Source organism: Pedococcus sp. 2YAF34 (genome assembly GCF_052114585.1).
Lineage (GTDB): Bacteria > Actinomycetota > Actinomycetes > Actinomycetales > Dermatophilaceae > Pedococcus.
Genome location: NZ_JBFRFA010000002.1, coordinates 183,354 through 197,937 on the forward strand (window position 1 = coordinate 183,354; position 14,584 = coordinate 197,937).

At 73.1% G+C, this 14,584-nt stretch carries 12 protein-coding genes; 4 read left to right on the top strand and 8 right to left on the bottom strand.

The genetic code is table 11. From position 1 onward, the window contains the following. Positions 1-17: 17 nt before the first annotated feature. The 4 genes from AB4Z02_RS02205 (at position 18) to AB4Z02_RS02220 (ending at position 4,185) form a co-directional block, all read left to right on the top strand. Positions 18-755 carry a Jag family protein gene (locus AB4Z02_RS02205; RefSeq protein WP_441968974.1) on the top strand — a complete coding sequence of 246 codons (738 nt, stop codon included), beginning with the start codon at positions 18-20 and terminating at the stop codon, positions 753-755. A 191-nt stretch (positions 756-946) separates the two neighbouring features. Then, entirely contained in the window at positions 947-1,684 is a 738-nt protein-coding gene (rsmG, locus tag AB4Z02_RS02210) for a 16S rRNA (guanine(527)-N(7))-methyltransferase RsmG (protein WP_441968976.1), read from the top strand. 106 nt (positions 1,685-1,790) lie between these two features. Then, complete coding sequence (locus AB4Z02_RS02215; RefSeq protein WP_441968978.1) at positions 1,791-2,969, top strand: ParA family protein; 1,179 nt, start codon at positions 1,791-1,793, stop codon at positions 2,967-2,969. Between the two features lie 52 nt (positions 2,970-3,021). After that, the gene (locus AB4Z02_RS02220; RefSeq protein ID WP_441968980.1) at positions 3,022-4,185 is read left to right on the top strand and encodes a ParB/RepB/Spo0J family partition protein; all 1,164 of its coding nucleotides are present in this window, start codon (positions 3,022-3,024) and stop codon (positions 4,183-4,185) included. Positions 4,186-4,383: 198 nt separating this feature from the next. Here AB4Z02_RS02220 and AB4Z02_RS02225 read toward each other — a convergent pair whose 3' ends face one another. The 8 genes from AB4Z02_RS02225 to AB4Z02_RS02260 form a co-directional block, all read right to left on the bottom strand. Further along, positions 4,384-5,580, bottom strand: a complete 1,197-nt coding sequence (locus AB4Z02_RS02225; protein ID WP_441968982.1) for an N-acetylmuramoyl-L-alanine amidase — start codon at positions 5,578-5,580, stop codon at positions 4,384-4,386. A 205-nt stretch (positions 5,581-5,785) separates the two neighbouring features. Continuing rightward, on the bottom strand, positions 5,786-6,112 hold the full coding sequence (gene trxA / locus AB4Z02_RS02230; RefSeq protein WP_056882789.1) for a thioredoxin: 327 nt from the start codon (positions 6,110-6,112) through the stop codon (positions 5,786-5,788). A gap of 99 nt (positions 6,113-6,211) precedes the next feature. Continuing rightward, entirely contained in the window at positions 6,212-7,216 is a 1,005-nt protein-coding gene (trxB, locus tag AB4Z02_RS02235) for a thioredoxin-disulfide reductase (RefSeq protein ID WP_056882788.1), read from the bottom strand. 116 nt (positions 7,217-7,332) lie between these two features. Further along, a complete protein-coding gene (locus tag AB4Z02_RS02240) occupies positions 7,333-8,127 on the bottom strand; it encodes a hypothetical protein (protein ID WP_441968985.1) in 795 nt (264 codons plus the stop codon). A gap of 79 nt (positions 8,128-8,206) precedes the next feature. After that, positions 8,207-8,755: an RNA polymerase sigma factor SigM gene (gene sigM / locus AB4Z02_RS02245; RefSeq protein ID WP_056882786.1), complete on the bottom strand. Its 549-nt coding sequence runs from the start codon at positions 8,753-8,755 to the stop codon at positions 8,207-8,209. A gap of 28 nt (positions 8,756-8,783) precedes the next feature. After that, positions 8,784-10,739, bottom strand: coding sequence for a protein kinase family protein (locus AB4Z02_RS02250; RefSeq protein ID WP_441968987.1), 1,956 nt, complete (start codon positions 10,737-10,739; stop codon positions 8,784-8,786). Positions 10,740-10,792: 53 nt separating this feature from the next. Next, positions 10,793-12,463 carry a murein biosynthesis integral membrane protein MurJ gene (gene murJ, locus AB4Z02_RS02255; RefSeq protein ID WP_441968989.1) on the bottom strand — a complete coding sequence of 557 codons (1,671 nt, stop codon included), beginning with the start codon at positions 12,461-12,463 and terminating at the stop codon, positions 10,793-10,795. Then, positions 12,460-14,568 (bottom strand): DUF6049 family protein, encoded by a 2,109-nt coding sequence (locus AB4Z02_RS02260; RefSeq protein ID WP_441968991.1) that lies wholly within the window; start codon positions 14,566-14,568, stop codon positions 12,460-12,462. Before AB4Z02_RS02260 ends, murJ begins: the two co-directional genes overlap by 4 nt. Positions 14,569-14,584 lie beyond the last annotated feature (16 nt).

Sequence of the window (14,584 nt, forward strand, 5' to 3'; positions counted from 1 at the left end):
AACTGAGAGCCATCACCATGACTGAGCAGCACCACACCGCCGTGGACGGCGACCAGATCGCCGACGCCGCCCCGACCAGCAGCGAGCCGACGCCCGCCGCCACCGACGACACCCTCGTCTCCGAGACGGTGGACAACACCGAGGAGGACGCCGCAGCCACGGAGCCGATGGGCGCCGAGACCCTCGACGCCGACGCCGAGGACCTCGACACGGACCTCGCCACGGACGGCGACGAGGCAGGGTCCGACGCTCCCCGCGAGGGAGCCGCCCGCCGGCGACCGGCCAAGACCGCCGACCTCGAGCGCGAGGGAGAGGTGGCGGCCGACTTCCTGGAGACGCTGCTGGACATCGCCGACCTCGACGGCGACATCGACGTGGACGTGGACGGCGATCGTGCTGCCGTGTCCATCGTCGACTCCGAGGAGGGCCGGGTGCCCCGTCGCCTCGTGGGCCAGGACGGCAAGGTGCTCGACGCGCTGCAGGAGCTCACCCGGCTCGCTGTGCAGTCGGCGACCGGTGAGCGCTCCCGCCTGATGCTGGATGTCGCGGGTCACCGCGCCGAGCGTCGCGCGTCCCTGGTCACCATCGCGCAGAAGGCCATTGCCGATGTGCGCGCCACGGGTGAGAAGGCCTCGTTGGAGCCGATGACCGCTTTCGAACGCAAGGTCGTGCACGACGAGGTGCTGGCCGCCGGCCTCTCCTCCGAGTCCGACGGCGTGGAGCCGCGTCGCTTCGTCGTGGTGCTGCCCGCCTGACCTGTTTCACGTGAAACGGCACCTGCTGGTGTCAGCCCGAAGGGCGCAGGACCACTGGTCCTGCGCCCTTCGTCATATCGCTCGTCAGGGCGGTCGTCGTCGGGTACAGCGCCGTGCCTACGAGGCCCTAGGCTGATCTCCCGCAGACGCCGGCGCAGAGCGCGTGACGGTGACCGACCCCCGAGGTGGCCATGACCCTCCCCGCCGACGGCCCCGACGCCGGCAGCCCTGACGCCGGCAGCCCCATCACCCAGACTCCCGTACCGGCACCCGTGGCCCCGTCGGCCGCAGCCGCGGTCTTCGGTGCGCGACTGGGACTGGGCGAGCGGTTCTCCGAGATCCTGGCCGACACGGGGGTCTCGCACGGGCTGATCGGTCCGCGCGAGGTACCCATCCTGTGGGAGCGCCACATCCTGAACTGTGCCGTGGCACAGGACTCCTTCCCCCATGGCGCCGCGGTCGTCGACGTCGGCTCGGGAGCCGGGCTTCCGGGTCTCGCCCTCGCCATTGCCCGACCAGACCTCGAGCTCCACCTCGTCGAACCCATGCTGCGCCGCACCACGTGGCTCAGCGACACCATCGCGGAGCTGGGACTGGACAACTGCACGGTGCACCGGGGCCGGGCCGAGGAGTTCGACGGGGTGCTGCGGCTGCCCTGGGCGACTGCCCGCGCGGTGGCTCGCATCGACAAGCTGGCCCGCTGGACGTTCCCCCTCCTGACTGAGGGCGGCACCTTGGTGGCCCTCAAGGGCAGCAGCGCGCAGGCGGAGCTCGCTGCGGCGACGCCGGTGCTGCGGCGACTGGGGATGACCGGCGCGACCGTCCGCCAGCACGGAGCCGACCTCCTCGAGGTGGCCACGCTGACCCTGGAGATCGCCGTTGGCGCAGGAGTGGGCCGTCAGCAGAAGGACCGGCGGAAGCGACGCTGACCACCGCCCAGCAGCAGTCGGGTTCGCCCGCTCCGGCGTGCTCACCGGTTTGTGACGGATGGTCCGCGTAGGGTTGGATGATGCCCATGGCCAACGAGGTGACCGCGTGACTTCCGCCCCGCTGGAGATCCATCCGGGGCTGGGGTGGCCCCGTCGCCCCGGCACCACCCAGGCACCGGTGGGATGGCCCGGCCCCGAACCGGTGGCGGAGACCGTTTCACGTGAAACTGCGCCTGACGTCGCCATCGACGACAACCACGACGGCGACGACGACCGCGATGCTCACGATGGTCACAGCATCGACGTCGACGCCGCGGATGATGCGCTCGCTGCGGTCGTTTCACGTGAAACGGAGGAGCGCGAAGAGCTCGCCTCGTCCCTGCCGACTGCAGACCATGACACTCCCTTGGCTCGCGCCGTGGCGGAGGACGCGCGGAAACGCATCGCCCTGACCGGTCGGGTCTTCCCCAAGCCGGCGGCGACGCGGGTGCTCACCGTGGCCAACCAGAAGGGTGGCGTGGGCAAGACGACCACCACCGTGAACGTGGCAGCGGCGCTGGCCCAAGCCGGTCTCACCGTGCTGGTCATCGACATCGACCCGCAGGGAAACGCCAGCACCGCCCTGGGGATCGACCACCACGCGGAGGTGCCGAGCATCTACGACGTGCTCGTGGACGGCACCCCCATGGCGGACGTGGTGCAGGAGTGTCCGGACATCCCCGGGCTGTGGTGCGCCCCGGCGACGATCGACCTGGCCGGCGCGGAGATCGAGCTGGTGTCGTTGGTGGCTCGTGAGACGCGGCTGCAGCGCGCGATCACGGCCTACCTGCAGCACACGGCGACGTCCGACGTGCCGGCCCCCGACTACGTGCTGGTCGACTGCCCCCCGAGCCTGGGCCTGCTCACCGTCAACGCCTTCGTCGCGGCGCAGGAGGTGTTCATCCCGATCCAGTGCGAGTACTACGCGCTGGAGGGCCTGTCCCAGCTCCTGAAGAATATCGAGCTGATCCGCAACCACCTCAACCCGACGTTGCACGTGTCCACCATCCTGCTCACGATGTACGACGGTCGCACCCGCCTGTCGGCGCAGGTCGCCGAGGAGGTGCGCAACCACTTCCCCGAGCAGGTGCTGCGCAACACCGTCCCTCGCTCGGTGCGCATCTCCGAGGCGCCGAGCCACGGCCAGACCGTGATGACCTACGACCCGAACTCCAGCGGCGCCCTGTCCTACCTCGGTGCCGCCGCAGAGCTCGCCGACCGTGGCGTCGCGCCTGCAGGCGCCTGAACAGCCCAGCCTTCCCCACCACCGACCGCGCAGAGACGAGAAGGACGACCACATGAGCGAGAAGCGCCGCGCCCTCGGCCGGGGCCTGGGTGCCCTCATCCCCAACGCCCCCACCTCTGCGTCGGGTCGTCCGGTGGACGTGTTCTTCCCAGACCAGCGCATCCACCCCGCTACGCCAGAGCCGCCAGCTGACGCCGACGGCACCGCCGACAGCACCGCCGACATCCCCGCTGACGGCACCGGCGAAACCCAGGTGGTTCCCGCAGCAGACGCTGTCACCGCGGACGGCGCGGACGGCGCGAATGCCGCTGTCGACGCCGGCGGGTCCGACGATGACGAAGCCGCCTCGGATCGCGAGGAGCTCGCCCCGGTCCCCGGTGCGTCGTACGGCGACCTGCCGATCTTGTCGATCCGGCCCAACCCGAAGCAGCCCCGGGCCGTGTTCGACGAGGACGATATGGCCGAGCTGGTGCACTCGATCCGCGAGATCGGGGTGCTTCAGCCGATCGTGGTGCGCCCCATTCCCGCAGGTCAGGGGCCTGATGACCTCGACAGTGCGCCCGAAGGCGTGCGGTACGAGCTCATCATGGGTGAGCGTCGGTGGCGCGCCTCGCAGGAGGCGGGCAAGTCGACGATCCCCGCGATCGTCAAGGAGACCGACGACGATGACCTCCTCCGTGACGCCCTCCTGGAGAACCTCCACCGCAGCCAGCTCAACGCGCTCGAGGAGGCCGCGGCCTACCAGCAGCTGCTCGAGGACTTCGGCTGCACGCACGACGAGCTCGCCGGCCGCATCGGCCGGTCGCGTCCGCAGATCTCCAACACCCTGCGACTGCTCAAGCTCCCGCCGCTGGTGGCCCGTCGCGTCGCAGCCGGCGTCCTGTCAGCCGGTCACGCGCGGGCCCTGCTGTCCCTCGAGGACGGGGCGGCCATGGAGCGCCTGGCCCAGCGGATCGTGGCCGAGGGGCTCTCGGTGCGCAGCGTCGAGGAGATCGTCGCGCTCGGCGGGGACCAGGAGCGCCCGGCACCGCGGCGGCCCCGGGCCGGCAACCGTCACCCGCAGCTGGACGACCTGGCCGCTCGGCTCTCGGACCGCTTCGACACCCGCGTCAACATCGCCCTGGGCCAGCGCAAGGGCAAGCTCACGGTGGAGTTCGCCTCGGTCGAGGACCTCAACCGCATCGTCGACCTGCTGGGCGTCGACCGCAGCGCCTGACCCGACGTTTCCCGTGAAACATCGGGCTCCGTGACGCTGCGGCGTCAGTCAGCGCGGTCGGGACCACCAGCCACGAGGGCTCAGCTCACATGCTGGAAAGCGTTGCGCCGCATGGTGATTCGACGCCGTGAGTGACGGCACGCCTGCCTCCGGAAGGGAGGGAAGCCCCATGCGACAGCGGCTCAGGAGTGGGCAGCCTCAGGAGTGCGCAGCGAGGTAGGCCCGCAGGTCACCGAGCTGCAGGACGCCGGTCGTGGCCGTGTCGTCGTCGCCGAGGTAGAGGCGCTGCAGGCTGACCAGGACGGCCTCGGCGATGGTGTCGCGGAAGGCGGGCTCGGCCAGGCGCGCGGCGTCCTCGGGGTGGGAGAGGTACCCGGCCTCGATGCGCACGGCGGGCATCGTGGTCTGCTGGAGCAGAGCCCAGGACCGTCCGTGCGAGCGACAGTTGGCCAGTCCGGTGCGGGCGACGATCTCGCGCAGCACGAGGTCGGCCAGGTGCTCGCCGATCGCCGACCACGAGGTCCGGCGGTCGCGGCCGAAGAAGAAGGTGGCGACACCGCTGGCGTCGGCGGCGTCGTGGGAGTCGCAGTGCAGCGAGAGCAGCAGGTCGGCGCCGGCGCCGTTGGCGGTGGCCGCCCGCTCCTCCTCGCTGGGGCTCCCGTGCGGGGTGCGGGTGTAGACCACCGCGACACCGATGGCGGTGAGCCGCCCCTCGATCCTCCGGGCGAGGTCCATGACCAGGTCGGACTCGACCAGGCCGTGGGCTGCGGCACCGCTGTCGCTGCCGCCGTGACCGGGGTCGAGCACGACGGTGCGGCCGCTGAGGTTGTGGCCGGCGCGGCGTACGCGCTCACGCTCGCGCAGCACCGTCGACGAGCCGCCCGACACCGAACGGCGCAGGTCTTCGAACGCGCGCAGCGTCTCGGGGCCCACCGACCCGTCTCCGGGCAGGCCGTAGGCGCGCTGGAAGCCGCGCACCGCCCGCTCGGTCTCCGGGCCGAAGCGCCCGTCGGCGCGGCCGGCGGCGAAGCCGAGGGTGTTGAGCCGCTCCTGGAGGCTGGCGACGTCCTCGCCGCGCTGCAGGTGGCCCGGGGTGTGCACGAGGATGCGGTCACCGAGGGTCCAGCGGGCCCCGTCGATGGCACCGAAGGTCTCGACGCCGACGACCCCGTCGACGATGAGGCCCTTGTGCTGCTGGAAGGCGCGCACCGCACGCTCGAGCGCCACGTCGTACACCTCGTGCGGGTTGTCCACAGCGTCGTCCACAGGGGCGTCGAGCAGTCCGCGCAGCTCTGGCAGGTCGTCCGAGGCGAGGGCAGCCAAGCGCGTGCGCACGTCGAGGACGGCGGCGCCGCGGCTGCCGAGGCCGAGCAGACCGTTCTTGCTGTCGGACACGCAGCCTCCAAGGGGGACAGGGACGTTCGTGCAGGTCAGGGGGTTGTCACGCGGCGGCCCTGCGCGCGTGCAGAGGACGAGCCTAGGTCAGGCTCCCCGGTTCATCCAACCGCAGCACGTCAGGTGGATGGGGGTGGCCCAGCGCTCATACGTGCGTGCCGGCCGCCCCGAGGGACGACCGGCACGCACGGCATGGACCAGTCGGTCAGCCGAGGTAGTCGGCCAGCTCGCGGACGAGCTTGGGCTTGGGCATCGCGCCGACGAGGGTCTTGACGACCTCACCGTTGACGTAGACGTTGAGCGTCGGGATGCCGGTGATGCCGTAGCGCGAGCTCACCTGGACGTTCTCGTCGGTGTTGAGCTTGACGATGTCGATCTTGTCCGCGTGCGCGGCGGCGAGCTCCTCCAGGACGGGGGCGACCGCACGGCACGGGCCGCACCAGGGCGCCCAGAAGTCGACGAGGACGGGCTTGTCGTTCTTGAGGACGTCCGCCTCGAAGGTGGCGTCCGTGGTGTCCTTGATGGCTCCCACTCGGGGGCTCCTTTCGGTGGTGCTGCTGGTTGAGGTGGTGCTGGGGAAGTGGTGCGGTGAAGTGGGTGCTGCCAGCGTGGCAGCGGGGGCTGACAGGGCTCAGTAGATGCCGGCAGGCTCCTGCAGCGGTGCCGCGTCCTCGAACGGCGCCCCGGCCGCCTCGAGGTCGGCGAGGAACCGCTCGGCGTCCAGCGCCGCGGCACAGCCGGAGCCGGCCGCGGTGATGGCCTGGCGGTAGGTGTGGTCGACCAGGTCGCCGGCGGCGAAGACACCGGCCAGGTTGGTGAGGGTGCTGCGGCCCTGGACGAGCACGTAGCCCTCGTCGTCGAGGTCGACAACACCCTTGACCAGCTCGTTGCGCGGGTCGTGGCCGATGGCGACGAACAGTCCCGTGACGGGCAGCTCGCGGGTCTCGCCGGTGACCGTGTCGCGCAGCGTGACTCCGGTGAGCTTGTCCTCGCCGTGGATGGCGTCGACGGCGGAGTTCCAGGCGAAGCGGATCTTGTCGTTGGACAGGGCGCGCTCGGCCATGATCTTGGAGGCGCGCAGCTCGTCGCGGCGGTGGACGATGGTCACGGTCCGGGCGAACTTGGTGAGGAACGTGGCCTCCTCGACGGCGGAGTCGCCGCCCCCGACGACCACGATGTCCTGGTCGCGGAAGAAGAAGCCGTCACAGGTCGCACACCAGCTCACGCCGTGCCCGGAGAGGCGCTTCTCGTCGGGGAGCCCGAGCTCGCGGTAGGCCGAGCCCATCGCGAGGATGACCGCGCGGGCGCGGTAGGTGTTGCCCTCGGCGTCGACCACGGTCTTGACGTCGCCCGCGAGGTCGACCGACTCGACGTCGTCGGTGATGATCTCGGCGCCGAACCGCTCGGCCTGCGCGCGCATGTTGTCCATGAGGTCGGGCCCCATGATGCCGTCGCGGAAGCCGGGGAAGTTCTCGACCTCGGTGGTGTTCATCAGCGCGCCACCAGCGGTGACGGCGCCCTCGAAGAGCAGCGGCTGGAGGTTGGCCCGGGCGGCGTACACGGCAGCGGTGTACCCGGCCGGCCCGGAGCCGATGATGATCAGACTGCGGATGTCGGCAGGTGCGGTGGTGCTCACGCGGCTACAGCCCCTTGTGGTCGGAAAGGCGGTGCACCGCTACATACGGTGCTGATGTCTGCAACCGATCGTAGGGCCTGGATGTTCCGGACCGGCGTGCGGCAGGCCGGTGCGGGTCAGCGGATCGGCACGGGGCCGGCGAGGGCCCGGGCGTGCGTGGCGTCGCACCAGGTGGGTACGGCGTAGACGTCCTGCCCGGTGTCGCTGCTGACCACGACGACGACGGCCCTGCCGCCGTCGTACGTCGCCACGTCGCCGACGGCCGGCATCCACGCGGGGACCCCCATCGCGGTGAGGCACTCGCGCAGGTCCTCCGCGTCCTGGGCACCGGACGCGGGGCCGGTCATCGAGCTCGACGACGACCCGTCGAACGGCCCGAGCATCGTGGTGCGGGCCTGCTCCGCGAGGTGCGAGGCCGTGTACCGGGTGCCGGTGGCCAGCATGGTGACCTGCCCGACGGGGCTGCTCGCCCGACCACCCGAGCCGGCGGTGCCGGAGGATCCGGGCACGGGCGGGGTGAAGGAGGCGATGGGCGGCTGGAGCTCCTGTGCCGAGCTCGCCGCCCCCGCGGAGTCGTTGGAGGAGCGGCTGAGGGAGGCCATGACGTCCTGCGGCCCCGCGCCGAGCAGGGCGGGGACGCCGACGGCGAGACCCGCGACCGCTGCGGCGACCAGGCCGTAGCGCTGCCACCCGGGCAGGCGCCGGTGCAGGGGGAGCACGGTCGCGTCACCGCGCTCGCGGGCCGCCTGCTCCGCGGCGATCGAGGCGTTGATGCGGTCGACGAGGTCGGCGGGCATCGGACCGGGGTCCCCCAGGCCGGCCAGCAGGGCGCGGACGCCCGTGGGGTCGTCCAGGTCGGGGTCGCGCCCGGGGTCGTCGGGTCCTCGAGGCGGCACGGGCGGGGTGCTCACCACGACAACCTCCTCGGCGGGACGGGGGATGAGGACGGGGCCGGCCGGTGGGCTCGGCGGTGGCTCCATGGGTAGGACGTCACGGCTGCCCCGATCGTTCCCGCAGCATCGCCGCGAGAGCCTCTCGGCCGCGGCTGCACCGCGACTTCACGGTGCCCTCCGCCACGTCGAGCACCGCCGCCGCCTCGGCGACCGACAGGCCGTGCATGTCGACCAGGACGAGGGCGAGGCGCTGGCCCTCCGGCAGCCGGTCGAGCGCCTCCCGCACGTCGAGACGGGTGTCCACCGAGGAGTGCGCGTCCCGGCCGTCGGACAGCTCGCGCTCGGGCAGCTGGGAGGTCGGCTTGTCACGGCGCAGGCGGTCGAGGCAGGCGTTGACGACGATGCGGTGCAGCCAGGTCGTCACCGCCGCCTCGCCGCGGTAGGAGCCGGCGCGGCGGAACGCCGAGATGAAGGCGTCCTGGACGCAGTCGGAGGCGAGCTCGCGGTTGCCGGTGGTGCGCAGGGCCACCGCCCACATGCGGTCGCGGTGGCGCCGGAAGAGCTCGCCGAACGCATCGGGGTCGCCCTCGACGTGCAGCCTGACGAGCTCGCGGTCGTCACGCTCCTGCAGTGGCCGGGGGTTCATGGGTGTGCCGCCTGCTCGCCGCGGACGGCTATCGGACGGTGACCTCGGCCAGCGTGGCGCGGAACCGGCCGTCGGACACCTTCGACACCGAGGTGAACCAGACGAACACGTACTGGCCGTCGACCGGCTTGTCGGCCTTGAGCGAGATCTCCCCCTTCTTGCCCTGCGAGGTGCCGACGACGGTGGTGTTGTCGCGGGTGCGGTCCTGGCCGACGAACACGGTGACGTCCGAGACATCGGGCAGGACCAGGTCGACCTGCGAGATCTTGTGGACCTGGCCGAGGTCGACGCGGACACCGACCCCCTTCTTCAGGCCGCCGAGGTTGGCGCTGGCGTAGCCCTCGGAGCTCCAGAACGTGTCGGGCTTGCCGTCGAAGACCCGCGGCGCCTCGCTGTTGCGCTCCGCGTTGTCACCCTCGGGGTCGAAGCCGGTGGCGCTGAGGATCGCGAAGGGCTCCCCGGCGCTGCCGCTCGAGCTCGGCGAGCTGGTGCCGGAGCTCGGGGCCACGGTGGCCGTGGGCGCCGTGACGGTCACCGTGTTGCGGGGGGTGTTGGTGCCGAGGCCGAAGTTGGACTTCGAGCCGATCCGGGAGGCCCCCCAGAAACCGAACACGGTGACGATCACGAGGAACGCCGCCATGATCGCCAGCACGATCTTGGACTGGTCGCGGGTCGGGGCCTCGGCCGTCTCCGGCGGCAGCATCGGCAGCGGCGGGTCGAGCGGGTCGGCGCCGTCGACGAACGCCTCGTCGAGGCTGATCCGGTGCTGCTCGGCGCGGCGCTCGGCGGCCTCGCGGGCGGCGCGGCGCTCGGCGGCCTTGTCGGCGGCCGCCTTGGCGAACGACCCGACGCGGTGGGCGGCCGCCCCCGCGGCGTGGCCGGCGGCGTGCCCTGCGGCACCGATGGCCGTCCCGACGGCGGCTGCCGTGGCGGCGGCACCAGCGCCCGCACCGCCCTCGGTGTGCTCCTCGCCCGGCTGTGCCGTGCCCGGGGTGGGGTGACCGGGACCCGGGGCCCCGCCTGGGGCGGGGACCACCTGGGTTGCCTGGTCGTACGGTGCGCCCGCACGCGCCGCTGCACCTGCTGCTGCCGTGGAGGGGGATGCCTGGCTGTCACCTCGGTCGGGTCGCAGCCCGCTGCGCTCGAGGTCGGCGACGGGAAGCGCCACCGTGCGGGCGAGGCCGTCGTCGGCCTCCCGCGGTGCGCTGCCCCCGAGCCCGACGACCTGGGTCGGGGCCCAGGGCGCGATCTGTGCGGCGAAGTCGCCCGGGGTGAGCGGGCCCTGGTCGTCGTTGAGCGTGAGGCGGCACAGCGCGTCGAGGTCACCCGGGACGCCGGCCGCGATCTCCGACGGGGCGGGGACCCCACCGACCACGTGCGGGGCCTGCTCCAGGCCGGGTACGGCGCCGGGCAGGGGCCAGCGGCTGGTCAGGGCGGCATACGTGATGGCGACGACGCCCACGGCGTCGAGCCGGGCGGCCTCGGCGGAGGGGACGTCCTCCTCGGAGGCCATCGCGGCGGCGGTCGCGACGCCGCGCACCTTGATGGTGCCGTCGGACGCGCGCAGGACCGAGTGGGGGGTCAGGCGCAGGTGGTGCAGCCCGCGCGCCCGGGCGGCCTCGAGGCCGGTGGCGGACTCTCCGGCGATGCGGCGCGCCTCCTCGGCGGGCAGCCCGCCCTGCTCGAGGACCTGGGCGAGGGTGTGGGCCTCGGGGATGGCCTCCTCGACGAAGAACGAGATGCCCTCGGAGCGGCCGACGTCCAATACCCGCACGAGGCGGTGGTTGTCGAGGCCGGCTGCACGGCGTGCGGCGTCGAGCGTCGCGGCGGCGTGGCCCTCGTCCTCACCGAAGCAGACCACGACGACGTCGCGCTCGAGGGTGAGGTCGTGCGCGGACCACCGCTCGGCCCTCGGCAGCTGCTCGAGCCGGCGCTGCACGGCATACCGGCCGCCCAGCACCGTCGAAGGCCCAACCCCGTGCACACTGCCTCCTGGTGAGTCGCCGCTGCGCTGCGCTGTCATCCTAGGGTCTGGCCTCAGGCCGGGCGACGACGCAGCCGTCGCGTCACGGGGTCCAGCAGCTGCCCGACCTCCTCGACGCGCAGGGCGTGGGCCACCCCGAGGGCGACGGCCACGAAGACCGCGCCGCCGAGGGCGAGCTCGACCGCGGCGCCCGACCAGCGCTCGGCCTCGACGCCCAGGCGGCCGAGCAGCCAGAGCAGGACGAGGGTCGGCACGGCCGCGACGAGGGAGGCCACGGCGAGCCGCACGTAGACGCGCACGGCCGGGGACAGGTGCAGGGAGCCCAGCCGGCGGCGCAGCAGGGCGAACCCCACCAGCGCGGCGACGAGGTTGCTCACGGTCTGCCCCAGGCCGACGATGACGCCGGCGCGCCCCGGGGCCGCGAGCAGGGCCGTGAGGTTGACGGCCGAGGCGACGACGGTCACGAGCACCTGGAGGCGGAACGGCGTCTTCGCGTCCTCGTAGGCGTAGAAGACGCGCTGCACGAGGTAGAGCCAGCCGAAGGGCACGAGCCCGGTCATCATCGCGACCATGACACCGGCGATGGCCAGGGTCTGCTCGTGGGAGTTGCCGGGGAAGGCCACCCGCGCGACCTGGGGGCCGAGCACGGTCACGGCCACGGTGGCGGGCAGGAGCAGGACGGCCGGCATCCGCAGGCCGCGCCCGAGGTCGGAGACGACCTCCGCGTCGTCGCCGCGGTGCGCCGACTGCGACAGCCGCGTGAACAGGGCGGTGACGAGGCTGACGGTGAACAGCGAGTGGGGGAGCATGAAGAGCAGGAAGGCGAAGCCGTAGGCCGCGATGCCGGCCCCGACCTCGTGGCGCTCGTCGAGCAGGTCTCCCGCGCGGGTCATCACCTTGGACGTCACGATGAACCCGAGCTGGCTCACGGCGACGGCGGCGAACGTCCACACCGCGACGCGCGAGGCGGAACCGAGGCCGACGCCACGGAAGCCCCACACGGGCCGGTACCGGAACCCGATCCTGCGCAGCGGCAGCCACAGCGCCACGGCCTGGGCCACCACGCCGAGGGTGGCCGTGCCGGCGAGCAGCCAGACCATGGACGGGGTCCAGTCCGCGACCGGGATGTTCTTGGCGTGGGCCAGGCGGAAGAAGACGAGCCCGACGATGGCGACGAGGTTGGCCAGCACCGGAGCCCACATGTAGGCCGCGAACTTGCCGCGCGCGTTGAGGACCTGGCCGAGCAGCGTGTAGAGCCCGTAGAAGAAGACCTGGGGCAGGCAGATGAGCGCGAAGGCGGTGGCGAGCCCGAGGGCGGTCGAGCTCCAGTTCTGGGAGAACAGCCGCACCAGCAGCGGGGCGGCGGCGGTGACGACCAGGGTCGCGCCGAGCAGCAGGGCCAGCGACAGGGTGATGAGGCGGTTGACGAACCGGTCGCCGCCGTCGGCGTGGGTCGAGGCCTTGGTGATCTGCGGGACCAGGACGGCGTTGAGCACCCCGCCCGCGAGCAGCAGGTAGAACTGGTTGGGCAGGGTGTTGGCCACCTGGAACGTGTCGGCGGCGAGGCCGATGCCGACCGCCGAGGCGAGCAGCGCGGCCCGGGCGAACCCGAGCAGGCGCGACACGATCGTGCCGGCCGCCATCACTGCGCTGGACCGGGCGAGGCTGCCCTCGGGGGCCTCGGCTTCGTCCTCGGCCCTCCCCTCCGGCGAGGTGTCGCTCATCCGGAAGCCTCCACGGGGTGGGTGTCGGGGGTGGGGTGGTCGTCGCGGCCCGGCCGGCGCCGGACGGTGCGCACGATACCGAGGGCAAGGACGAGCGCCGCGAGGCCACCCAGCGCGGCGTACACCCAGTTGCCGGTGGGGGTCACGCGCACCATCACGTCGGCGCCCTGCCCGACCACGGTGCCGTCGGGGGTGGTCAGGGTGGTGCGCAGCGGCACGAGGCCGGCGGCCAGGGCGGTGACGCTGACACTGACGGTGGCCCGGCTGTGCGGGCCGATGCGCAGCACCGAGGGCTGGCTGTCGATGCGCAGCCGCGGGTTGGACGCCTCCACGGTGAGCTTGACGTTCTCCACCGGCAGGTCGAGGTCGTTGGTGACGGTGATCTGGAGGCGGCCGGAGTCGGCGAGGAAGTTGATGGTGCCGGCACTGACCTTCACGGCGGTCGTCGTCTGGCGCGCGGCGGTGGTCACGCGGCCGCTGAGGGTGTTCCAGGCGGTGGGGGCCGAGCGCCACCGGGTCGAGGCGAGCTGCTCGGCGGCACGGGTCCACGTGCGGGCGAAGAGGTCGCCGTCGTCGCGGATCTGGGCGACGCCGCGCACGGTGCGCAACGTGCGCTCGAGGTCGCTGATGCGCGTGGCGGTGAGCACCGGCCGCGTGGCACCCTCCGCGGGCGTGGTGGGCCGGGTGACGGGGGCGGCCTGTGTGGGGGCGGTACGGCGCGCCGCCTCCAGCTCCGCCTCGGTGGCGGTGGGGGACAGCCACGGGATCGCGGACACGGTCGCGAGGAACCGCTTGGCCGTGGCGGGATCGGGGTTGAACGACCGCGGTGCGGTGACGAAAACGGCCCGGCCCGAGGTGCCGGGGAGCTCGTTGAGCAGGGCCGCCGACTCCGCGACGAACTGCTGGGTGCTCAGCAGGCCCTCCTGCGCGGAGCGCGTGTGCCCGAGCAGCGTGCTCAGGGAGTCGTCGTAGGCGAGCAGCGGAAGGCCGGTGGTGCTGCGCTGGGCCGCCCCCGGCGTCTGGCCGGCGAGCCCCTGCGGCAGGGCGCTGGTGGAGGCCACCTGGGCGGCCAGCGCAGGCACCCGGAACAGCCGGCGCAGCCCGGTCTCCGCCCGCACGGTGTAGGTGCCGTCGGCGGGCCAGGCGATGTCGGCGCGGCCGTGCAGCTGCTCGGCCACGTCGGCGGAGCGCTCGATGAGCGACTCGAAGAGGCCCTCGGCACTGCCCTGGCCGGCAACGGCACCGAGGTCTGCGTCGGTGTCGGGCAGCACCCACGGCGTGTGCTGCGCCGACGCCGAGGTGATCCGCAGCTCGGTGGCGGTGCGCAGGGCGTTCTCCCGGGTGCCGGTGGCCCCCACGTCGGACGGGGCGGGCAGCAGGCTCGGGGTGAGCGACGGGTCCACGGCCCAGGTCACCGCGGCGTCCTGGGTGGCGTCCAGCACCCGGCTCAGCCGGGACGAGGGCTCGAGGGCAGAGCCCCAGGCCGTCTCACGCGCGGCGCCGGTGGCACCGAAGAGGTCGGGGTCGGGGTCGAGGGTCAACGGGACCGCGAACGCCACCGACATCGGCTGGTACTGCTTGATCCGCTGGTAGCCGGCGAACGTGCGCACCGCGGCGGTCCCCGACTCCACGCTCAGGGGCAGCGCGCCGTACGTCGCCTCGGTGCGCAGCGCGGCGAGACCGGTGACCTTGACCCGGAACGCCGCCGACGTGCCCGGCGCGACGGTGCCGGCCAGCCGCGCCTGGCCGACGACCGAGCCCTGCGCCGGGCCGGTGGAGGCCGCCCAGTCACGGACGGCCTGGCGGGCGTTGGGGGCGGCGGGGTAGGAGCCGGCGACGATGCGCACGAGGGGTCGGCTCAGCGCCCTGGTCCCGTCGTTGCGGATGGTCCCGCTCACGGTCAGCGTGTCGCCCGGGGTGACGACGGCAGGGCTCAGGCCGGTGAGCTGCAGGGTGGTGCCGGCGGCGTCGGCGGCGGGACGGATCTCCGGCAGCGCGGCCGCGGCACCGCCGGTGGGCGCCGGGTCGGCCGACGCCCCCGGGACCGAGCCGGTCGCGGAGCCGGCCGCGAGCGCGGGCAGCACGAGCACTGCCGCGGCGATCACGCGGCATACGGGGGAC

Coding starts and splice junctions, on each gene's coding strand:
- AB4Z02_RS02205 (WP_441968974.1), top strand. CDS start 18: ATGACTGAGCAGCACCACACCGCCGTGGACGGCGACCAGATCGCCGAC.
- rsmG (WP_441968976.1), top strand. CDS start 947: ATGACCCTCCCCGCCGACGGCCCCGACGCCGGCAGCCCTGACGCCGGC.
- AB4Z02_RS02220 (WP_441968980.1), top strand. CDS start 3,022: ATGAGCGAGAAGCGCCGCGCCCTCGGCCGGGGCCTGGGTGCCCTCATC.
- sigM (WP_056882786.1), bottom strand. CDS start 8,755: ATGAACCCCCGGCCACTGCAGGAGCGTGACGACCGCGAGCTCGTCAGG.
- murJ (WP_441968989.1), bottom strand. CDS start 12,463: ATGAGCGACACCTCGCCGGAGGGGAGGGCCGAGGACGAAGCCGAGGCC.